A 19,799-nucleotide genomic window follows, 5' to 3' on the forward strand; every position below is an offset into this window, starting at 1 on the left:
TACCCCTCCTGTGCAGACCTATTTCAAGTTAAATTGCATGCCTTCCTGGAACTTCTTGCCGAAAATAATGAACAAAATAATGATTGGCAAGGTGAGCATCACTGCACCGGCATACATCGGACCCGGATACGATTGATACGGACCAAACATCTGAGATAATAAAACGTTCAATGTTAGCATGCCGTCACTTCGGACGACGATCATATCCCATAGGAGCTCTGTCCAACGTTCCATTAGCAGGAATAGGAATACAACGGTCGTAATGGACTTCGACATCGGCATCATAATCTTATACAGGATTTTGAAATCGGATGCCCCATCCAGCTTGGCGGCTTCAATGAAGGCGTCGGGCACCGCCTTAAAGAAGTTGGTGTACATGAAGATCCCCCATAAACTCATCGCCTTGGGAATAATGAGCGCCCAATACGTATCGAACAGTCCTACTTTTTGAATAATCAAAAAGTTAGGGATGATCAGAATGATTGCCGGGAAGAACATATGAAACAACACAAAGTTGTTAATAGAGTCTCTCCCGCGGAATTTCAGCTTCGCCAACGCATAAGCTACCATAATCGCGAACATCATCATTAAGGCTGTAGATACCAAAGAAACGAACACACTGTTAAAGAAGGCGTGAATCCATGGTCTTGTAATCCCGGTCTCACCACCTGTAAAGAGCCATTGATACGAGCGCAGCGTAAATTTCGTCGGTATCAGCTTCCGGTCTACCTGTGACCAATCTGCAAGTGAATTCAATACCATATATAAATAGGGGAATACCATAATCACAAGCAGTACGATCGCAATCAGATAGCGGATCGACAGCCGGAGCTTGATGTTTGAATTAGACCCAACCATTGCGCTTACCCCACATTTCCAGAATTTTTCGGATTACGAATATAGATATAAATGTCGCAACCGCAGCCATAATCGCGATAGCTGACGCGTAACCTGCCTGCAGGTTCTTAAATGCTTGACTGTATATTTCCATTTGCCATGTATTCGTTGCGTAGTTTGGTCCGCCGCCTGTTAATTGGTAGACCTCAGTAAAGATACCGAATGTTGCACCGAAGGATAAAATTAAGGTTGTATAAATCGCAGGGTAAAGCAAAGGCAACGTAATCTTCCAGAACCTTTGGTTGTCCTTCACGCCATCAATTGCCGCTGCTTCATATACTTCCTGATCAATGCTTTCTAAACCTGAAGTAAGAATTAACGCATAGTAACCGGTAAATTTCCAAGCCATAATCATCGCAACGACGAACAATGCCGAGAAAGATCCGCCGAGCCAGTCAATATCAAGACCTAACCGTTCCCTTAGAAACGTCTGAACAGGACTTGTATGTGACAAAAAGCCTTTAACAATAAGGGATGCAACAACCCCTGAGGATAGGTAAGGCAAGAAGAATCCAATAAGAAATACCGTTTTTAATTTAGGCAAGCCTTTTACAATTACCGCTACAAAAAGCGACATGGCTGTGACAATCGGTACAAATACGATCATAAATTTGTACGTTACCCAAAATGCCGATCTTACCCCTGGCGTGCCTAATGCTTTGGTAAAGTTTTTGAATCCAACAAAATCATAAGTTGGTGAAATCAAGTCCCAGTTAGTAAAAGACAAATATAAAGACCAGATAAGCGGGCCCAAGAAAAACACAGTCGAAAAAATAAGGTAAGGGCTGGCAAAAAGCCAGCCTAACCGATTATTATTTTTTTCAATCATTATTGAAGTTCCCCTTCAATCGCCTTCTTCATATTGTCCCAACCCGTTTTTGGATCAATCTCACCACGAACGATTTTGTTAAAGGCCTCTTGACCAATAAAGGTTTGCAATTCGTTGAATTTCGGATTGTCCATGGATGGAACAGCATTCGGGATTGCTTTTGCATACTCTTGCAATACAGGCGTTTTTTCAAATACTGGTTTAAATACTTCATTTGTACCTACATCATCACGTGCTGGAGGCAAGTTAGTTTCTTGGAAAAAGGCAACATCATTTTGGTCATCCGAGTAAACCCACTTGATGAATTCTATTGCAGCAGCTTGTTGCTCTGGACTTGCCGAAGCATAGATAACAATTCCTTTAGCATCCGCAAATGTTTTTGCATTCGCTGGATCCATACCGTCAGGAACAGGAGGCAATGTTACTTCAAAGTTTTCCTTGTACTGAAGCTCTGGATATTTCTCAGCCCATGTGCTGAATGTCCAAGGTCCTACATCCGTAAATACGCCCACTCCATTTTCAAAAGGTTCTGTTACATTCTGAGACAACAGCCCTTTCTCCTTACGAAGATTGTCCACGAAAGAAAGAACGTCTACACCAGCTTTTTCATCGCCAACAAATTGGCTTCCTTCAATGAATTTGTTGCCATCTGAAGCTGCATTGTACAGCATAAAGAAGTCGAACCATCTTTTCCAAGAGGTAGGGTCTGCTAAGTCAGGTTTCGCCCAAAGATATTTATCCGGGTATTTCGCTTTTAATTTTTTCGTTGCCTCAATCACTTCGCTGTATGTTCTCGGAACTTCGTTCACACCAGCTTCTTTCAAAATATCCGTTCTCCATCCGAACAACATTGCATTGGAGTAGATTGGAAGAACATATTGATGACCATCGGCAAATTCCCAAGGCTCAATCGTTTTGGTCATATTACGTTTTGTCACAATATCATTGAAGCCAGCAATCGTATCCAATGGAACTAACGCTTTGCTGTTCGCAAGTTGTGCTGCAAAACCACGGCTAATATTCTCAGTCATCGTCGGAGCGCTTCCACCCGCGATTGCGGCTTGGATACTTGCCTCAGAAGTAGGGGACTCCTTGATCGCACTTACGTTAATTTTCACCTTAGGGTTAACAGTCTCATACTCTTTGGCGATTTTCTGCCAATATGCTTGTTGAGTCGGGTTAGGTGCAGCCCAGAACTCAATAGTTGTTACTCCATCAGCTGAAGTGCCTGAATTACCGCTCTTTGATCCACAACCGGCAAGAATCGTGAATACAAGCGTAAGTGCAAGCATTACTGAAAGCTTCTTCTTCATAAAATAAACCCTCCCTGAGTATCGATGCACATCAGTGCAGCATTTTGTAATTCCTAGATATAATTTTGTAACGTTACAAAATTTAATAAATATATACCTGTAAGCAGCTTTGTAAGCGTTACAATTGCTATTATTATAGTTTTTAGCGAAAATGTCAACCTGTTATTCGAGTGTTAATGAAAAATACACAATTAATCACATTACAAATTACCTTTACTTAAATAGTTTGTAATGTTAAAATAATTTATAGTTGTAATGTAGTTTTACAGCATAATTTTTAGTATTATGAGAGACAGTATGGAAGAATATTCATTACACTTCTAATTAGAAAGGACGTATCTTCGCATGAAGGTGAAGGTGACAATGCAAGATATCGCCGATCGATTGAATATATCGAAGAACTCTGTTTCTCAGGCTCTTTCCGGTAAAGACGGTGTGAGTGAGGAAACGAGACAATTAATTATCGATACTGCGAATGAAATGGGTTACACCTATTCGCGAGGGCGCAAAAGCACAGAAGAAGAAGCTGGAACCTTTGTCATTTTGGCATCAGAATTTGCATTTTCCAAACGTAATTTTTTTGGAGAAATTTATTTGAGTATTGAGAAGGAAGCAGCGAAGCGGAATAAGCGTATGGTTATTCAATCGATTGATCATCACGCTTCCGAACAATTGATTCTGCCTCCTATATTATTTGATCCTTCTGTAGAAGGAATCTTGATTTTGTCCCATATTACGACCCCGTATATTCAAGCAGTGACGGGCACAGGGATTCCCACCGTGTTAATTGATCATCATCACCCTGATCTTAAGGCCGATAGTATTCTCACCAATAATCGTTATGCCGCTTATACAGCGGTGCAGCATTTAATTGGATTGGGACATACCCGTATTGGATTCATCGGCAATATTCAATTCTCACCAAGCTATTACGAGCGTTTAGAAGGTTATCGCCTGGCTCTATACCAATCTGCCATTGAATACAACCCAATATGGGTGTTCGATCATGCCATTGAAGAAATGGATGATGTGTTCAACGCTGTACAAAAGTTGGATAAGCAGCCTACGGCTTGGTTCTGTGTCAATGACGGCTTGGGGTTCTTGATCAATTCCGTGATGTACAAGCTTGGGTATCAGATCCCCCAAGATGTATCTATTGTAAGCTTTGATAATGGACAGTTATCACGGATAACAACTCCTTTGACTACAACGATGGATGTAGATTTGTCTTACTTTGGACGAAAAGCTATAGAACAGCTCTTCTGGCGCATCGATCATCCCGAGGAGCCTTTCATAGAAATTCTCCTTCCTACCCATCTGATCATTAGGGAATCCACACAACATCCAAATACATAATCAGTTCATATAGACAGGAATGTTGTATGGAGAATAATATACGCACATCACAAAAAGGGAGAGTCCCACAAGCCATGAAACGGCTGCGGAACTCTCCCTTTATTTTCAGAGTAGGATGTATGTTGACGCTCTTTGTGGTCACTACGTGAATGAACCGTTGTTCCATTCATCTACTACCAATACCCGCGGATTCCGGTCTGCATACGGATCAGTGCTTCCAAATAATAATAGTCTCCCCAAATCATGTGACCATCCGGCACACGTCCACCTCTGACATGATAAGAACCATGCTTTAGAAGCCCCTCCGACTCCGGATTCCCAGAGGTCGCATAATGTTCCACCAAGGATTTCATGCTGCGGAGTAAGGCATCTTCATAAACAGCGCGATCCGGGTCATCTGCATCTAGAAGATCCAGCAGCTCTATTAGACCGGAAGCCGCAATGGCCGAAGCCGAGCTGTCGCGAGGCGTACCCGCTTCCACTGGCACATCAAAATCCCAATACGCCACATTATCCTCTGGAAGATGGCTGATAAAGTAATGGGCCAGACTTTTAGAGGTATTAAGAAAGTCTTCCTCTCGTGTATAACGATAAGCTAGAGCAAATCCATATATTCCCCAGGCTTGCCCCCGTGTCCAAGTCGACCCATCCTCATAGCCTTGATGTGTTCCTCCACGAATTGCATTTCCAGTGACCGGATCAAAATAAAACGTATGGTAAGAGGAAGCATCGCCGCGCACAAGAAATTTCTGACTCTTTAGCGCATGCTGGAGAGCTATATCATAATAGCGATTGTCCCCCGTTTCCTCTGTCGCCCAGAACAGCAGCGGCAAATTCATCAAGCAATCAATAATAATGCGTCCCGCATTTTCCGGGTCATTCTCCAAGCCCCATGCCTGAAGAATCCCGGCTGGTTCACGCCAGCGCTTGCATAGCGTATCCGCAGCTTGTAGACCGACAGCCCGTGCCGCTTCGCTGCCTGTTATTTTCCACTCCGCTACAGCAGTAAGTGAATATAAGAAACCTATATCATGATGATCCAACGCAATATGATGATCCAAACGATGCCTGAAGTCACCTAACCAAGAGGCTGCCGCCTCCTTATAGCTTGGATCTTTGCTATATTCATAAGCAAGCCACATCATCCCTACATAAAATCCTTCTATCCAATCATCATTGTCTCCCCATTCGTACTGTTGTCCCTCTGCTATATGAGGCAGTTTGCCCGGATGGTTAGCAATATTTCTCTTAATTTTGTGAATCGCATCCTCAATCGCCTTATTCCACATCTTTGTTTCTCCTTTCCGATAAGTCAGCAGTATAGAGCAGTTCACCGTTACAGGAATCGTATACAGAAATCCTTCCATCCGAATGCTGCTTAATAATTGGTGGCAAAGCTAGTGCTGACTGGTTCTCTGGCGTATTCGTTGCTCCGAAGACAGCAGACATCAATACCTGATCTCCGGGCTCCAATCGAGTACACAAGCTAGGAAGAAGTGTCCGCGGCTTCAGCAGGTTGGTATTGGGTTCAGGATACACGCACTCTGCCCGGTCAAAGCCGTTTAGCATATGTATAGCACTTATTCCCCAAGGCATTTGCACGGAAACGGCCGTGTTAGTTACATTAATGCTTTCCCGTTCACTACGCGAGAAGCCAGCAGACTGGCCAATAGCAAATCCACCTTCTGCTAGATCTAGATGCCGAGCACTATGAATGCTGTGAATACGGACATGCCATAAACCTGCCGGAATAATCCATGTCTCCACTTGTACATCACTCCAGGGATGCCAGCGGGAATATACATAACGCTCTCCAATTTCCCACATTTCACAAAATCTGCGTACCCGGTAATGTTCATCGCATTCGCACAGTGCCAGCGTAGAGTCGTAAGCGCCTTGAACCAACCCGTAACCCGCCTTCGGCACACTGAATCCGAACAGCGTGGAGTAAGCAAACTTGGAATATTTAGCTGCGCTATGGGCCATATCAAAGTTCGCCATCTGACCAGAGGTATAGGCAATAACATGCTTATTTCCTTCCGGACGACTCACCAGCATACGCGCCTCTTGGAGAGCCCGTAGCTCTTTCAATTCAGGTAGCGGCTCTTCCTCTGCCTGCCAGAAAGGATGATCGTCCGGCAAGGCTAGAATGAGATTAGCTTTAAAGGCCCAATACGGTGATCCGGGGGCATTGTAGTTCTCCGTCATTACCAGATTCGGGTAAGCATATCCGATACTTAGTAATCCGTCTATTCCCACAATAGGCTTCTCAAACCACCAACGAAAATGACGCATTATAATTCCTTTGAGAACGCCATATGAGAAAGGAAGCACCTCGGCATACACCAGCGCACTCCAGAAAGAGACCTGTGCAAAACGATAGGTCAGACTACGTCCGAAAGGAATCGCACTTCCGTCCTCAGCAAACCAATATATAAAATCTTTGGCAAATTGCGCGGATCTTTCCCGGTAAACTGCAGCCCTCTGAGGATCATCCTCCGCCATCAATTTAGCATATATCAGCGTATAATAATGCATAGCAAAAGCAATATAATAGTCTCTCTGATCGGTCAGCCCATCGGAATACCATCCATCACTCAAGTAGTAGGTGTCAATCTTCTCCAGATAATCATCCATGATCTCTTGATCGTAGGGCAATCCGACTTTCTTAAAGCCCACATTGACAAGAACCGTGAACATCAGCCAGTTATTCGGATTCGAGCGATCCACATGATTGATCTGGTTCAACCAGTTATATACCTGCATTTTCTGAACATCACTCAATGGTTCCCACAGCTTATGCGGCGCAAGAGCAAGCCCCAGTCCCAGGACGGCTTGTTCCACCATACGCTGGTCTTTGGTCGAGAATTCACCCCAATATTCTTCATGCTCCGGGTCAGTCCCGTTAATGATCCCCTCTAGAAACATCGGCCAGAGCGCACTTTCTCCTCCACCGCTGGCATGGGGAACAAGTCCCCATAACGGACGGGCGAAGGCTTCCATAAGCGCGGTAGCTTCATTGTATATTGATCCTGTAGCTCCCATATCGATTCCTGCATGACCAGCAGTAAATCGTTGCTCTAGCGGAGCATACAGATCATTTAAGAACAGCTGTAATTCATTTTTAGTACCCTTCAGTTCCACAGTAATGGTCCCTCCCAATCCAAACTCAATGCCAAGCCGCATATTCACTAGGCCGCATGCCCATTTCTCGCTTAAACAGCTTGATGAAATAACTTTTGTTCGCATATCCCAGATATTCGGAAATCTCTTCTACAGTCTTTCCAGACTGATTAAGCAGTTCTTTTGCCTTCTGAAGCTTTAGCATATTTACATATTCAATGAAATTCTGGTTCGTTTCCCTTTTGAAGAGGCGACTGAAATAGCTGGCATTCAAGTTCAAGCGTCCTGCCATGTCCTCTAGCGTTATTTTCTCCGTTACATGACTAATCACGAACTGCTGGGCTTTGATGACCTCACTCCGTTTGGACTTGATGGAGAACATACTTATTTTCCGTGCTAATTCCTCCAAGTACTGAACCAGCCAATCTTCCAAATGCTCCAGGGTTTCAATGTCACCCACCACATTAAACAGCTTCTCTTCAGCCATAGGCAATGGAGATTGCAACAGCTGTTTCGTCTTCATTTGCAAGTCCATCAGCAAGCGGAGCACACATTCCTTAACTTCATTGGGATGGAACTTTTGCGAGGCCACCCATTCTCTCCATTCCTTGATATGAACACGAAGCTCTATTTCCCTGTTCAAGGCAATATCATCATTGATAACAGCGTAAATGCTTCCATATTGGGCATAAATATCTTCCTTTGAAAAGCAAATCTCTTCAAAACGGTGAATTCCTGCTGTTGGCAGATAAAAGCGTTGGGTCTTCTCCCTTAGCATCCGCTGTAATGTCCCACGAATTTCTTCAGGACTGCGCGCCTCAGCGCCAAATAGGCAGGAGACAGACAGCTTAAGATATTTTTGCACGGCTGCAGCTGCATTTTGCATTGAATGATAGATCACTTGGTGGTCTTTAGAAGGCTTGTCACTGCAAAAAAGAATGACAATTTCCTTATGACTATATCTCGAAATAAACAGACTGTGATCAGCCTCAAGCACTTCCTGCATGATATTCTCAACTGCAAAAGAAATCGTATATTCACTCATTCGGCGTACCCTCGAAACTTCCTCAGGGCGGTTAATCACAATAAGCACCGGAATATAGTTCTTAGCATGGATCATAATTCCGTTTGACCGGGCTTGCTCGATCCAAGCCTCCTTGTCCCAGGACTGGTACAAGGTATCTTTTAGAAACTTTTCCTTCAGCGCGGCGCGGTTTTGAGACTGTTTTTGCTTATATACCAGCATCTCCGTATGCCGCTGCCTGTTCAGGCCCACTTCCGTTACAAGGGTTCTAAGGGCATGCTGCAGCTGATCGATATCCAGAGATTCCTTTAAAATATATTCCCCCACGTTAAGCTTAAGTGCCTGCTGAGCGTACTTGAATTCGTTGTGGCAGGAGAGAATGATCGCACGGATTCCAGGGTTCACCGCTCTGAATTTCTCAAGCATCTCTAGTCCGTTCATCTTGGGCATTCCAATATCGGTAATAATCAGATCCGGTGGATTCTGCTGTGCTTTTTCCCAAGCCTCGAGACCGCTATAATAACACCCGATGAGTTCAATCCCGAGCTCACTCCAAGGCACAGCCTGCGACAAATAACGGATCACCGGATAGTCATCATCCACCAAAATTGCCGTCAGCATTCACCACACCCACCTTTCCATCATCCAGAGGAAACTCCAAACAAATCTCCGTCCCCACATCAGGTTCGCTTTGAATAATCAGCTTGAAAGCAGCGCCGTAAATCATACTGAGGCGTTGGGCCACATTGCGTAAGCCTATGCCGGAGAACCCTCTTCTGTCCTCATCTGCAATTTGCTCGCTGCTGTATGCGGTTTCACGAAGTCTTGTTAAATTCTCCGCCGACATGCCGATGCCATTATCCTTAATCGTGATAACCAGCATTCCCGAAGTTGCCACAATATGAGCTTCAATAAAGATCTCACCACCAAATTGCTCGAAACCATGGATGATCGCATTCTCGATCATAGGCTGAATCATAAACCGAGGCACCAGTGCTTCAGCAGTTCCATCTGCTAAATCCATTTCCAGCCTGACCTGATTGGCATGGCGAAAATTCATCAAAGTCACATAATGAGATATCGTATCTGTCTCCTCACGAAGCGGGACAAACTCATTGTCTCTGTTAAAGGTCATACGGAGCAAAGACGACAACGAACCAATTAACTCGGCGTTCTCCTTGTCTCCTTGCATCAGAATATTTAACCGGATCGAATTCAACAGATTAAACATAAAGTGCGGATTGATCTGTGCCTGCAGCATTTCCAGTTCAGCTTTTCTTTTTCCTGTTTGCTCATAGGTGATCTGTTCAATCATGGACTCGATTCGATCTAGCATTTGGTCAATGGTACGGGCCAGCTGTGCCGCCTCATTATTCCCACGGATTAGTGAACGTTCATCCAATTGACCACGGCCTATTCGCTTTACAAAAGCACTTAATTTCACGATGGGCTGAGTCAGCTTAGAGATTAGAACAGTTAAGAGAACGGAAAACAAGGTAAAGAATAGAATTTGCACGGCTAAGCTGATAAATAAAATCTGCTTATTCTTCGATAAGGCATCCTTCAATGGAATAATGCTTACCATCCGCCATTTGTTACTGCTCAGTTCCTGGTCTACATATAAGAATTTCTCCCCGTTAATTTCGACAGTATCAAGCTCGCCATCCTTTTTCCGCCACGTCATCGTTTCACCTATTCGGGCCTTGTCAGCATGCGAGACTACAGTTCCCTTGTCATCCAAAAGCATCATCTCTTTGCCATTGTCATTGTTCAGGTACGGGCGGAGTTTGCGCTCATTGATGTTGATAATCATATATCCGATCGTGCTGCTGGAGGTTGATTGAATGGGTCTTGCAATGGTTACCCAATCCACTGAACTCTTATCCGAGTAATTATAGTAAGTATCGTGTTCCGCTTTCCAATAGGTCGAGATAGGTTGAATTTTTTTCAGAAGCGACATCCACTGCTCGTTATAAAAGGTTGAAGGATTAAAGTCACTATAAGGATAGCTGGTATAAATAAATCCATTCTTTCCGATTAGCGTTACTTTCAAATATTCTGTCAGAACGAACATATCATCCAGCATCCGTGACATACGGTTATACTGGATGATATGCTTCGCTGAACGGAGTGTCTCTGGATCAGCAGACATCATCTGCCTAATTTCGCTGTTCTGAAGCACAAAATTGGACTGCTCCAGCGTTTGTTCAAAAATGGCATTCATATTGGCACTGGACGCATTGAGAGACTCTCTTGCGCTGCCAACGGCCTTCTCCAGAATCAGATCCCGGGTTAAGTAATCTGTAACCATGTAAATGCAGACTAGCGGGATCAGTACGCAGATCATTGAAGACCAGACAAGTTTCATTCGAAGTGATTGATGCTTTCTAAACACGGATGACAGGCCCCATATCTGTTTTAAATTTGGAGCAGGAGGCAGAAATGCTTTCCTGCCCCCACATTATAAGCCCCCTTGGGGAAGCGTACAATCAGTCTCCGCCTACTTTCCGCTGTTGTTCTGAACGACCTCCGAAATTTTCTTATCGATATTGGTAACAGTGACATCCAGATCCTGTTGGCCAAGGAGATACATCTCCGCTTCTGGAATAACGTTGTTCTTAGCTTCATCCGCATATTTAGCCGGAACTTGCGTCGCACCAGGATTCGAGTTCTCCATTGTAAATTTCAATGAATCAACATCTATCTTAGATGGATCCTTAGAACCACTTACAATCGTATCGACCAATTTGTTCGTGTCCGATTTCGCCCAGCCAGAGAAGACACGTCCGCCGATTTCCAGCCCTTCTGAGGTATACCAGCGTACAAAGGTGTAAGCAGCTTCCTTATGCTTGGATTTAGCAGCTATCCCCATATAGGTTGGCTGAACAGGTGAGTAATGTTTGCTCTCACTATCCAGTCGAGGGATCGGCGCAAACGCGGTAACGAAAGTTGCTGGAATGGCATCCGTTCCACCCGATTCCGCAACCATCCAGTCACCCATCGGAAGCATCGCTGCTAAACCGTTAAAATACTGATTCCGGTAGGCAAGCTTCTGCGAAATAATATCCTCGTAAGGAGTAGCACTCTTATCTTCGTACATCATTTTCTTCATCATCTGCAGATTAGCCTTAAATTGCGGGTCCAGGGCATTGGAGGTTCCGTCAGATTTCAGGAAAGTATTATCCTCTGGTTTACTCATTAGCTGGAGCTGGAAATAATCCGGCCAATTATGCAGATATGCGCCAAAACGCTTCGTTGCACCCTCACCCTTAGTCAATTTCTTGGCATACTCTTCGAAATCCGCCCAAGTCCAGTCGGTCGGAACCGGCAGGCCCGCCTCATCTAGCATTTCTTTGTTAAGAAGCACGAACCAGCGCTGCATAGATGACGGTAACGCATAGACTTTGCCATTGACCGTAGTATCCACTAGATATTCATCGGAGAGCTTATACCCTTCTTTCTGAATATATTCGTCCATCGGTGCTAACACACCGATATCTGCACGCTGCGAATAGTTGGTATACGGCAATTCGACAATATCCAGCGGGTCACTTGCAGCGGCCATCAAATCCAGCTTCTGCATGGAGGCAACAGAGTCGCCTTTTTCATTTAGCAGATCCACTTCTACATGAATGTCGGGATGCGCCTTCTCAAACTCCGCAATAATCGTGCTCCACTTCGCTTTAGCTTCTGTCTGCCAGGTGCTCAGCTTCAGCGTAACCTTCTCTGCTGCAGGCTCCTTATTTCCACCAGTGTCAGGCGCATTTGTCGCTCCTGCATTATTTGTTTTCGCATTTCCACCGCATGCGGTGAGTGACAACGCCATTGATGAGATCATAAGCACGGATAATAATTTCTTTTTCATATAGACCCTCCTATAAATGTGTTGGGCATACCTCGTCTTACAGCTAGTGCTATGTAACTGCTTACAAGAACATCCTAACATGCAGGATAGATGAGGAAAGTTCTCATATTCTACCGAAGAGAAACTATTTTGACTTTTATTATCCTTTCACACCGCCGAGGGCAATCCCCTCAATAACCTGCTTCTGACCAAGAGCAAAAATAATCAGCAGCGGCAGTATTGCGGACACCGCACCAGCCATCATAAGGGAATAGACATCCCCGTATTGGTCCCCAAACAACCGAATACCTAACTGAATAGTAAACAGTTCTTTAGACTTCAAAAAAATGAGTGGATACTGATAGTCGTTCCAGGTCCAGATAAAACGTAGAATAGCATAAGTAGCAACAGCAGGACGGATCAGCGGAAAGGCAATTTGTAGAAACGAACGAAAATGACCTGCTCCATCTATCCGCGCGGATTCAAGATACTCGTTGTTTACCCCCATAAAAAATTGCTTGAGCATAAACGCACCAATAATACTAAAACTGTTAATTAAGATCAACCCTAAATGTGTATCAATCAGATTCAACCAGTTAAACAGCAGAAACTGCGGAACCAGCGAAGCCTGTGGAGGAACCATGTAAAGGGCCAATACAACTATAAACATTGCATCTCTACCCGGAAAACGCAGCTTGGAGAACCCGTAAGCCGCCAATGCGCATATCAGCACATTAATTATAGTCGTAGCCAACGTAATATAAATGGAATTTCCGTAATAACGAGCGAAATCACCGGACCAAACCTGTTTGTAATTTTCAATAAGATTCCACTGCTGAGGCAACCATTCTATTGGAAAATTAAACACATCTTTCTCCAGTTTAAAGGAAGTGGATAACATCCATAGAAAGGGTAAAAGAAATGCGATACCTAGCAGTCCCATTGCGATTGTCCAGATGGTTCTGGATAGAAGCTCTTTTCTCACTGTAATTTCTCCTTTCCGCCTTTAATAATTGACCCATTTTTTTTGCGCTAACATCTGCAGGGCTGTAATGATCAGGCAGATGAGGAACAGGACAAGTGCCATGCTAGAAGCATAACCCGTCTTCAATTGATTGAAGGCAGTGTCATACAGCTCATAGACAATAACGGTCGTGGAGTTAGCCGGTCCGCCCTGTGTCAGTACTTGTATGAGATCAAAGATTTTAAAGGAGCCGATGACCCCTGTAACCAGCAGGAAAAAGGTAGTTGGCGAAATGCAGGGAACCGTGATGTTGCGGAATTTCCGCCAGACATTGGCACCGTCAATATCAGCCGCTTCATAAAGATCCTTCGGAATACTCTGTAAACCCGCGATAAAAATAATAATGTTGTACCCGAGCTGAATCCAAATCTGGATCATCATCAGCGACGGCAGCGCATAATGGATATCAGCCAGCCATTTGGGTGGAGAATCCCACCCCAGCGACATCAGAAATTGATTGACAGGCCCTAGGGAAGGATGAAACATAACCTGCCAAACCATAGCGATGGCAACTACACTGGAAATGTAGGGAAGGAAGTAAATCACTTTAAATAAATCCTTCAGGAAAACCTGTTTATCAATCAGGATAGCTAACAGCAGAGCAACGATGATCGTAACCGGTACTGTAATAATAAAGAGCAAATTGTTCAGCAAGCTTTTCATAAAGGCATCATCATGAAACAGCCTTATGAAATTATCGAAACCCGCGAACTTAATCCCCCCTAGACCAGCTACAAAGTTCCAGTTCGTGAAGCTTAATAATAGTGAACCCAGGACAGGGATCAAGGTCAAGATGATCAGCCCCAACATCAGTGGAGTGACGAATAAATACCCAGCGATCGCTTCGCGCGTATCCATTTTAAGATGAAATTTTCGTATCATAATTCTCCTCCTTTACTTATCCCTAATTGTAGAAAAAGTAAGCATTGATCATAAGAACTATAATTGTTCATTTTGGAACTAATTTTACCGATCCTTCGGTCATGAAACCTTCTAGATAACCAAGTATAAACACCTTTAGCGTCCTTATAAGGACGCCAAAGGTGTTTATACGAGAAATATAAGACATAAAGTATATTGTAAAACTTATACTTTTTTATATTTGCAAAAAAAGCGCGAGCCACGCTCCCGCCATCCACTATATTTCTATGCTTTTACGTAAAGCAAAGCTTTTGTTACACCGACGCAACCTCTACAATATCTTTTCCATCCCCACCCGTGCTTTTAAGCTTTTTACTAAAAATGATAAACAAGATGACACCCATCAAGCTCGTTATAACTTCTGTTATGGTCATTGACCAGATCACGCCATGAAGTCCAAAGACAGAATGTAACACGATAATCATAGGGATAAACAATACGCCTTGTGTGATGGCCATAATGTTAGTTGGTATCCCCTGTCCGGTCGCTTGAAAAACACTCATAAACAAACCTGTAAAACCATTAAATAAAGCAGAGATTAACATGGCTACCAAAATATAAGTTCCCATACTTAACACGGAAGGGTCATTAGAGAAGAAATGCAAGATCGTTCCTCTAAACAAAAACACTAGACCTACAAAGACAAATGCAATGCCTCCGATATAGGCAAAAGCATGTTTAATCGTTGATTTAAGTCTCGCCATATTTTGACTAGCAAAGTTAAATGCAAATAGTGGAATCAAACCTAAGAATAAGCCCATGGATAAAAATTCCGGAACTTGCACAATTCTTAAGGCCACACCAAATCCAGCAACCACATTCTCTCCATATTGAATTGCGAAGTTATTTAACAAAAGCGTGCTCACAATCACAAAACTAAATTGCAATAACTCCGATACTCCTATTTTGTATACTTCTAATTGATCTCGTACAGATATCTTGAAATGCTTCAAAAATCCCCTTAAATGCTCACTTTTCGTTTCTAAAAAATACACATAATAAATCGCGGAACCCACATTCGCTAAAACCATCGCCAACGCAGCACCTGCCACATGCCACTTCAGCACAAGAATAAAGAGTGGATCGAAAATTAAACTTAAAGCCGTACTGATGAAGATCCCGTACATCGATTCTTTGGAGGCACCTTCGGAACGGACTAGCTGTTCCAAGGCAAAATTAAGCACAATGGCGAATCCACCGGCGAAAAGAGTCAAAGCATAAGCCTTAGTAAAGGCTAGAGTAGCAGCATCTGCGCCTAGTAATCGCGTAATTGGATCCATCGCTAACATCGCTAGTAGAGCAATAAGAATACCAACCATAATGCTTCCATAAAAAGTGTATCCGGCAACCTTCTTCCCCTTCTCCGTATCCTTTTGCCCCGCTAGCCTTGTAATAAATGTTCCTCCACCAACGCCAAGCATATTCCCAAAGGCCATTAAGACTGTGAAAATGGGTAGACCCAGCGTAATGGCAGTCAGCATACTAGTATTGTGGAGTAACCCAATGAAATAAGCATTGATTACATTATAGATGGTACCTACAGACATCCCGATCATCATAGGAATGGATAAATGAGCTATTGCCTTCTTGATCGGCGCCGATTCTAAATAATATTGATTGGAGACTTCGGTTTCCATGATTAATCCTCCGAACGTTTATAGACTTGAATTAACTTTTTGTAGTAAAGACTTTAAGGTAGCTGTTTCTTCCGGACGGAGTGTTTTTGTAATGCTTGCTTCTACCTCAGAGAAAATCTCATTGAACTCCTCGACCAAAAGCGCACCCTTTTCCAAAACAAAAATACTCTTCTGCCGTTCATCATTCTCAGGTGTGACACGCTTGATATAGCCTTTCTTTTCTAACCCTTGAAGCATACTGGTGATACTCGCTCCTTTTCGATTAAAGACTTCCGCCAAATCCTTTTGGATCACACCTTTTTCTTGATGCTCAAAAATATAGCCAATCATGCGTCCTTGCTGAGAATTCAGCCCTAGCTCATTCAGCCTGGCATCAGCTGTACTTTTTAGTTTCATCCCGATCTCTCGAATCAAATTAGAAAATGGTGTGTTTTCAACGGGTTTTCTCATTGTTATTTCCTCCGCATTCGCATTAGTTAGAACTCTAAGTAACATCATTATCATAATAGTTAGAACCCTAACTGTCAAGGTTCTAACTAAATGAGTTCACTTTAATTTTTTTCCAACAAGGTGAGTACGTGACTATGGTGAATGTTTGGACTTCCGGCCGCTGTTGTCCCCAGATTTCCGGATTGTATAACGCTCCTACAGTTCCAAAATTCCCCTACGCCACTATTCCTTGTAAAAATGTTTTTTAGTTCAACATAAAAAAACTCCTCTCCAGCCCTTGTCGAGTAGACAGGTACTGAAGAGGAGTCATTAGAGAGCGTTACTTCACAAGCTCCTCTAAACTTCCGAATAATGCTTTTGACGATTTCAGCTTTGAAGCATTGCCGACCACCGTGAAATAATTTTGTTCCGTCACAGCCTTAAGTAAATCGGTGTACTGTCTGATATCTTCCGGTGTTGTCGACAAGATTTCATCCCGTTCTTGCTGCATCTCGGCCTCCATCACCTGTTCAAAATAATGTCTGTCCGCCCGCCGTCCCTGTGCACTGGGACTCAGCGGCTGATCCAGCATGGACAAGGTGCCGATAATTGCTTTGGTCATCTCGTCGGAATCTGCTTCATATCCTTCAACAAAGCGGTACGCCTGATCATAAACCTCCAGCGTCTCCTGCAAATTCGGATCACGGTAGGAAGTGAACATCATCATCCCATCTCTGCGCAGAACCAGGTTCCCGCCATACGCACCACCCTTCACACGCACGGCATTCCACAGATAGGTAAGACTCATGATTTTCTTGAGCACCTGCATTTTCCCTGAATATGTGAATCCTAGTTTAGTGAAGTCGTATCCCTTAACCACATATTGCACCTGGCTGGAAGACATGAATCCTTCATTGTCCGCATGTCCCTGCGCCGTAATCTTAGGCCTATTTACTACTGGCCGATCCTGGATACCCAGCTTCGCTGCATTAGCGACGAATTCTTCATACAAGTCAGGTGTTCCCGTCACGCTGATAATCAGATTGTTTTTATTGAACAAATCCCCACAAATGTCCTTCAGTATGTCTGCTACCTGAGCTCCCTGCTGATCGAACGTCTCGGCAAGCTCCCGTATAAAGCGGTAATAAGTAACGCCGCCCTGTTGTTCCTGATACGCACCCATATCCGAGAAATAGGACATCAGACGGCTAGCCGCAATCTCATTCCCTCTTTGATTCAGAATGGATTCCATCTGCGAGGCTTCCCGGCGGACAATTTCCTGTAGCTTGGTCAGATTATCGAGCGCACTTGTATAGAGTATCTCTCGCAGTAGGTCCAGTGATTCACCGATATGCCCCGCCATCACTTTCACCAGCGCAGAGAATTTAGGCTGATAACCTGCCCCCGCAGCTTTTGCAGCGCCAAACAGCTCATTTCTGAAATATATGCCTCCGGTTTTGATCCCGATTTCACTGGTGAGCTCTTTAATAGCGTAAGAGGCAGTCTCCATTTGGCCCAATACCTCTGCCAGTAGCACCATATAAGGAATTCGTTCAGGAGCTACAACATCCGTATTCCAATAAAGTTTGCAGTAAGCAATCTTATGGGTAGCTACCTCATGGTGGATCACCTTAATGCCCTCATGGATTTGTTCATGGGTCGGCACCTGTGGTTCTACGCTGCGGTTAATATCCTGTAAAGACAAGCTCGGTAGCCTCTGCAAGTCTTCAGCTGCATCCGCATGACTCTGCCGCGCCAGAAGATGCTGTGTACTCAGAACAAGCTGCTCCAGCTGATCGGGTTTCAGTGACGCTTTGTATTCATTCAATTGATGCTGAGTAGCTGCTTCCTTTTCCGCTGCGATCGTCTTGGACGGGTTCAGTACCACCACACTGCAATGATCACTGTTCAGTAAATAGTCCTCAATCAGCTTCTCAAAATAACGGTCCGCAAGCTTTTCCCGAATGGCCGTGAGCACCTCTTCATAGCGCATGTGAGTAGTCGGCTGACCGTCATAGAGCCAGGACTTCATCACTTCGATATTGTAAGTAAGACCCTTCGGATACTGGTTAAAGTCCGCTTCCCGCAGTTCAAATTCCTTACTGTTGACCGCTGCCAGCACCAGCTTCTCATCTAGTCCGTCCTCCGCCAAACGCTTTAATGTAGTCTTCACCAGCTCCACGAAGGCATCTTTGGAGGAAGCATTGGAATGCGTCAGCGTAATACCAAGCAGCGGTTGAACCATACTGTCGGAATAAAAAGAAAACGCGTCTTTGCCCAGTCCGCTTTCGAGCAAGGCTTGCTTGAGCGGAGCTGCGTTGCTGTCCATCAGCATGCTTTTTAAAATATCAAAGGCGAGGTTCAGCTCCCGATCTGTAGACTCTCCAATCACATAATTTAGACTCAAATAAGTTTTGTCTGTGGCTGCTTCTGCTTCCAGAATCGGATAATCCGCTACCAGCTCCGTCATTCCAATGGGCTGTTGTAGGGGAATGGAAGTATCGAAGCTGTTATGTTCATAATGACTGAGATATTCCTGGTCTATAAATTGCAGCTTTTCTTCAATATTAACGTCTCCGTAGAGATAAAAATAACTGTTGGACGGATGATAATAATTGCTGTGCGCTCTAAGAAACTGCTCATACGTTAGCGCAGGAATCTCCTGTGGATCTCCACCTGAGGAATGGCGGTAAATCGTATCCGGATATAATGATTTTTTGATTCGGTCCATCAAAACCGTAGTCGGCGAGGAATATGAACCCTTCATCTCGTTATAAACCACGCCTTTATAGATTAACTCATCTTCGGGATGCTGAAGCTCGTAATGCCAGCCTTCTTGCTCAAAAATTTCTTGTTGCTTATAAATATTCGGTTGAAAAACACTATCCAGATAAACCTCCACCAAATTGGAGAAGTCCTGATCGTTCCGGCTCGCTACTGGATACATCGTCTTATCCCCAAACGTAAATGCGTTCAGGAACGTCTGCATTGAACCTTTCAGTAGTTCTACAAAAGGTTCCTTGACCGGATATTTCTCTGAACCACATAATACGGAATGCTCCAAAATATGAAAGACCCCCGTACTATCTTCAGGCGGGGTCCTGAAGCTTACGCTAAATACCTTGTTGTCATCCTGATTCTGCACGAACAGCAGCCTGGCGCCGCTCTTCAGATGCTCCAGCGTGAATACGTTGGATTCGTTCTCCCGGATAAATTCCTCATTAACGACCTGAAATCCATAATAAGTGTTCCCTGTGATCAAACGGCTCATAGATTTCCCTCCTCTGTTTAGGGATATGATAACTCTACATGAGCTTATCATATCCCTGGGCGATTATTCCATCAGAAGAAGATCTCCGGGATTAATTTCTGGTTCACATAAAACAAGACCACGCCAGTAAT

The 19,799-nt window shown here is 44.0% G+C and carries 14 protein-coding genes; 1 reads left to right on the forward strand and 13 read right to left on the reverse strand.

The genetic code is table 11. The features are described 5' to 3' along the window. Positions 1-18: 18 nt before the first annotated feature. The 3 genes from CA600_RS06580 to CA600_RS06590 are packed head-to-tail and all read right to left on the reverse strand — an operon-like array spanning position 19 to position 3,039. Positions 19-858 carry a carbohydrate ABC transporter permease gene (locus CA600_RS06580; RefSeq protein WP_076284699.1) on the reverse strand — a complete coding sequence of 280 codons (840 nt, stop codon included), beginning with the start codon at positions 856-858 and terminating at the stop codon, positions 19-21. After that, positions 845-1,723 carry a carbohydrate ABC transporter permease gene (locus CA600_RS06585; protein ID WP_179281559.1) on the reverse strand — a complete coding sequence of 293 codons (879 nt, stop codon included), beginning with the start codon at positions 1,721-1,723 and terminating at the stop codon, positions 845-847. The genes CA600_RS06580 and CA600_RS06585 overlap by 14 nt, the downstream gene beginning before the upstream one ends. Before the next feature lie 2 nt (positions 1,724-1,725). After that, positions 1,726-3,039, reverse strand: a complete 1,314-nt coding sequence (locus CA600_RS06590) for an ABC transporter substrate-binding protein (RefSeq protein ID WP_094869465.1) — start codon at positions 3,037-3,039, stop codon at positions 1,726-1,728. Positions 3,040-3,384: 345 nt separating this feature from the next. On the opposite strand from CA600_RS06590, the gene CA600_RS06595 reads away from it, so the two are divergent. After that, complete coding sequence (locus CA600_RS06595; RefSeq protein WP_094869466.1) at positions 3,385-4,395, forward strand: LacI family DNA-binding transcriptional regulator; 1,011 nt, start codon at positions 3,385-3,387, stop codon at positions 4,393-4,395. 173 nt (positions 4,396-4,568) lie between these two features. Here CA600_RS06595 and CA600_RS06600 read toward each other — a convergent pair whose 3' ends face one another. The 10 genes from CA600_RS06600 to CA600_RS06645 form a co-directional block, all read right to left on the reverse strand. Next, the gene (locus CA600_RS06600) at positions 4,569-5,684 is read right to left on the reverse strand and encodes a glycoside hydrolase family 88 protein (RefSeq protein WP_094869467.1); all 1,116 of its coding nucleotides are present in this window, start codon (positions 5,682-5,684) and stop codon (positions 4,569-4,571) included. Beyond that, positions 5,674-7,539: a DUF2264 domain-containing protein gene (locus tag CA600_RS06605; RefSeq protein WP_256989770.1), complete on the reverse strand. Its 1,866-nt coding sequence runs from the start codon at positions 7,537-7,539 to the stop codon at positions 5,674-5,676. Before CA600_RS06605 ends, CA600_RS06600 begins: the two co-directional genes overlap by 11 nt. Before the next feature lie 25 nt (positions 7,540-7,564). After that, complete coding sequence (locus CA600_RS06610) at positions 7,565-9,163, reverse strand: response regulator transcription factor (protein WP_094869469.1); 1,599 nt, start codon at positions 9,161-9,163, stop codon at positions 7,565-7,567. Beyond that, the gene (locus tag CA600_RS06615) at positions 9,138-10,937 is read right to left on the reverse strand and encodes a cache domain-containing sensor histidine kinase (RefSeq protein WP_256989771.1); all 1,800 of its coding nucleotides are present in this window, start codon (positions 10,935-10,937) and stop codon (positions 9,138-9,140) included. The genes CA600_RS06610 and CA600_RS06615 overlap by 26 nt, the downstream gene beginning before the upstream one ends. Positions 10,938-11,042: 105 nt before the next feature. Next, a complete protein-coding gene (locus tag CA600_RS06620; RefSeq protein ID WP_094869470.1) occupies positions 11,043-12,407 on the reverse strand; it encodes an ABC transporter substrate-binding protein in 1,365 nt (454 codons plus the stop codon). A 139-nt stretch (positions 12,408-12,546) separates the two neighbouring features. Continuing rightward, positions 12,547-13,329 carry a carbohydrate ABC transporter permease gene (locus CA600_RS06625; RefSeq protein WP_094869525.1) on the reverse strand — a complete coding sequence of 261 codons (783 nt, stop codon included), beginning with the start codon at positions 13,327-13,329 and terminating at the stop codon, positions 12,547-12,549. 63 nt (positions 13,330-13,392) lie between these two features. Beyond that, positions 13,393-14,292, reverse strand: coding sequence for a carbohydrate ABC transporter permease (locus CA600_RS06630; RefSeq protein ID WP_094869471.1), 900 nt, complete (start codon positions 14,290-14,292; stop codon positions 13,393-13,395). Positions 14,293-14,585: 293 nt separating this feature from the next. Continuing rightward, a complete protein-coding gene (locus tag CA600_RS06635) occupies positions 14,586-15,968 on the reverse strand; it encodes an MATE family efflux transporter (RefSeq protein ID WP_094869472.1) in 1,383 nt (460 codons plus the stop codon). Between the two features lie 18 nt (positions 15,969-15,986). After that, positions 15,987-16,418 (reverse strand): MarR family winged helix-turn-helix transcriptional regulator, encoded by a 432-nt coding sequence (locus tag CA600_RS06640; RefSeq protein ID WP_094869473.1) that lies wholly within the window; start codon positions 16,416-16,418, stop codon positions 15,987-15,989. 319 nt (positions 16,419-16,737) lie between these two features. Continuing rightward, positions 16,738-19,668 (reverse strand): insulinase family protein, encoded by a 2,931-nt coding sequence (locus tag CA600_RS06645; RefSeq protein ID WP_094869474.1) that lies wholly within the window; start codon positions 19,666-19,668, stop codon positions 16,738-16,740. Between the last annotated feature and the right edge of the window lie 131 nt (positions 19,669-19,799).

It is taken from the genome of Paenibacillus sp. VTT E-133280, from assembly GCF_002264385.1.
GTDB lineage: Bacteria > Bacillota > Bacilli > Paenibacillales > Paenibacillaceae > Paenibacillus_AQ > Paenibacillus_AQ nitricinens.

Bases quoted from the DNA above. Each gene is read 5' to 3' on its own strand.
- CA600_RS06580 (WP_076284699.1), bottom strand. From the start codon at position 858: ATGGTTGGGTCTAATTCAAACATCAAGCTCCGGCTGTCGATCCGCTAT.
- CA600_RS06590 (WP_094869465.1), bottom strand. From the start codon at position 3,039: ATGAAGAAGAAGCTTTCAGTAATGCTTGCACTTACGCTTGTATTCACG.
- CA600_RS06600 (WP_094869467.1), bottom strand. From the start codon at position 5,684: ATGTGGAATAAGGCGATTGAGGATGCGATTCACAAAATTAAGAGAAAT.
- CA600_RS06620 (WP_094869470.1), bottom strand. From the start codon at position 12,407: ATGAAAAAGAAATTATTATCCGTGCTTATGATCTCATCAATGGCGTTG.
- CA600_RS06640 (WP_094869473.1), bottom strand. From the start codon at position 16,418: ATGAGAAAACCCGTTGAAAACACACCATTTTCTAATTTGATTCGAGAG.
- CA600_RS06625 (WP_094869525.1), bottom strand. From the start codon at position 13,329: ATGGGACTGCTAGGTATCGCATTTCTTTTACCCTTTCTATGGATGTTA.
- CA600_RS06630 (WP_094869471.1), bottom strand. From the start codon at position 14,292: ATGATACGAAAATTTCATCTTAAAATGGATACGCGCGAAGCGATCGCT.
- CA600_RS06610 (WP_094869469.1), bottom strand. From the start codon at position 9,163: ATGCTGACGGCAATTTTGGTGGATGATGACTATCCGGTGATCCGTTAT.
- CA600_RS06635 (WP_094869472.1), bottom strand. From the start codon at position 15,968: ATGGAAACCGAAGTCTCCAATCAATATTATTTAGAATCGGCGCCGATC.
- CA600_RS06645 (WP_094869474.1), bottom strand. From the start codon at position 19,668: ATGAGCCGTTTGATCACAGGGAACACTTATTATGGATTTCAGGTCGTT.
- CA600_RS06595 (WP_094869466.1), top strand. From the start codon at position 3,385: ATGAAGGTGAAGGTGACAATGCAAGATATCGCCGATCGATTGAATATA.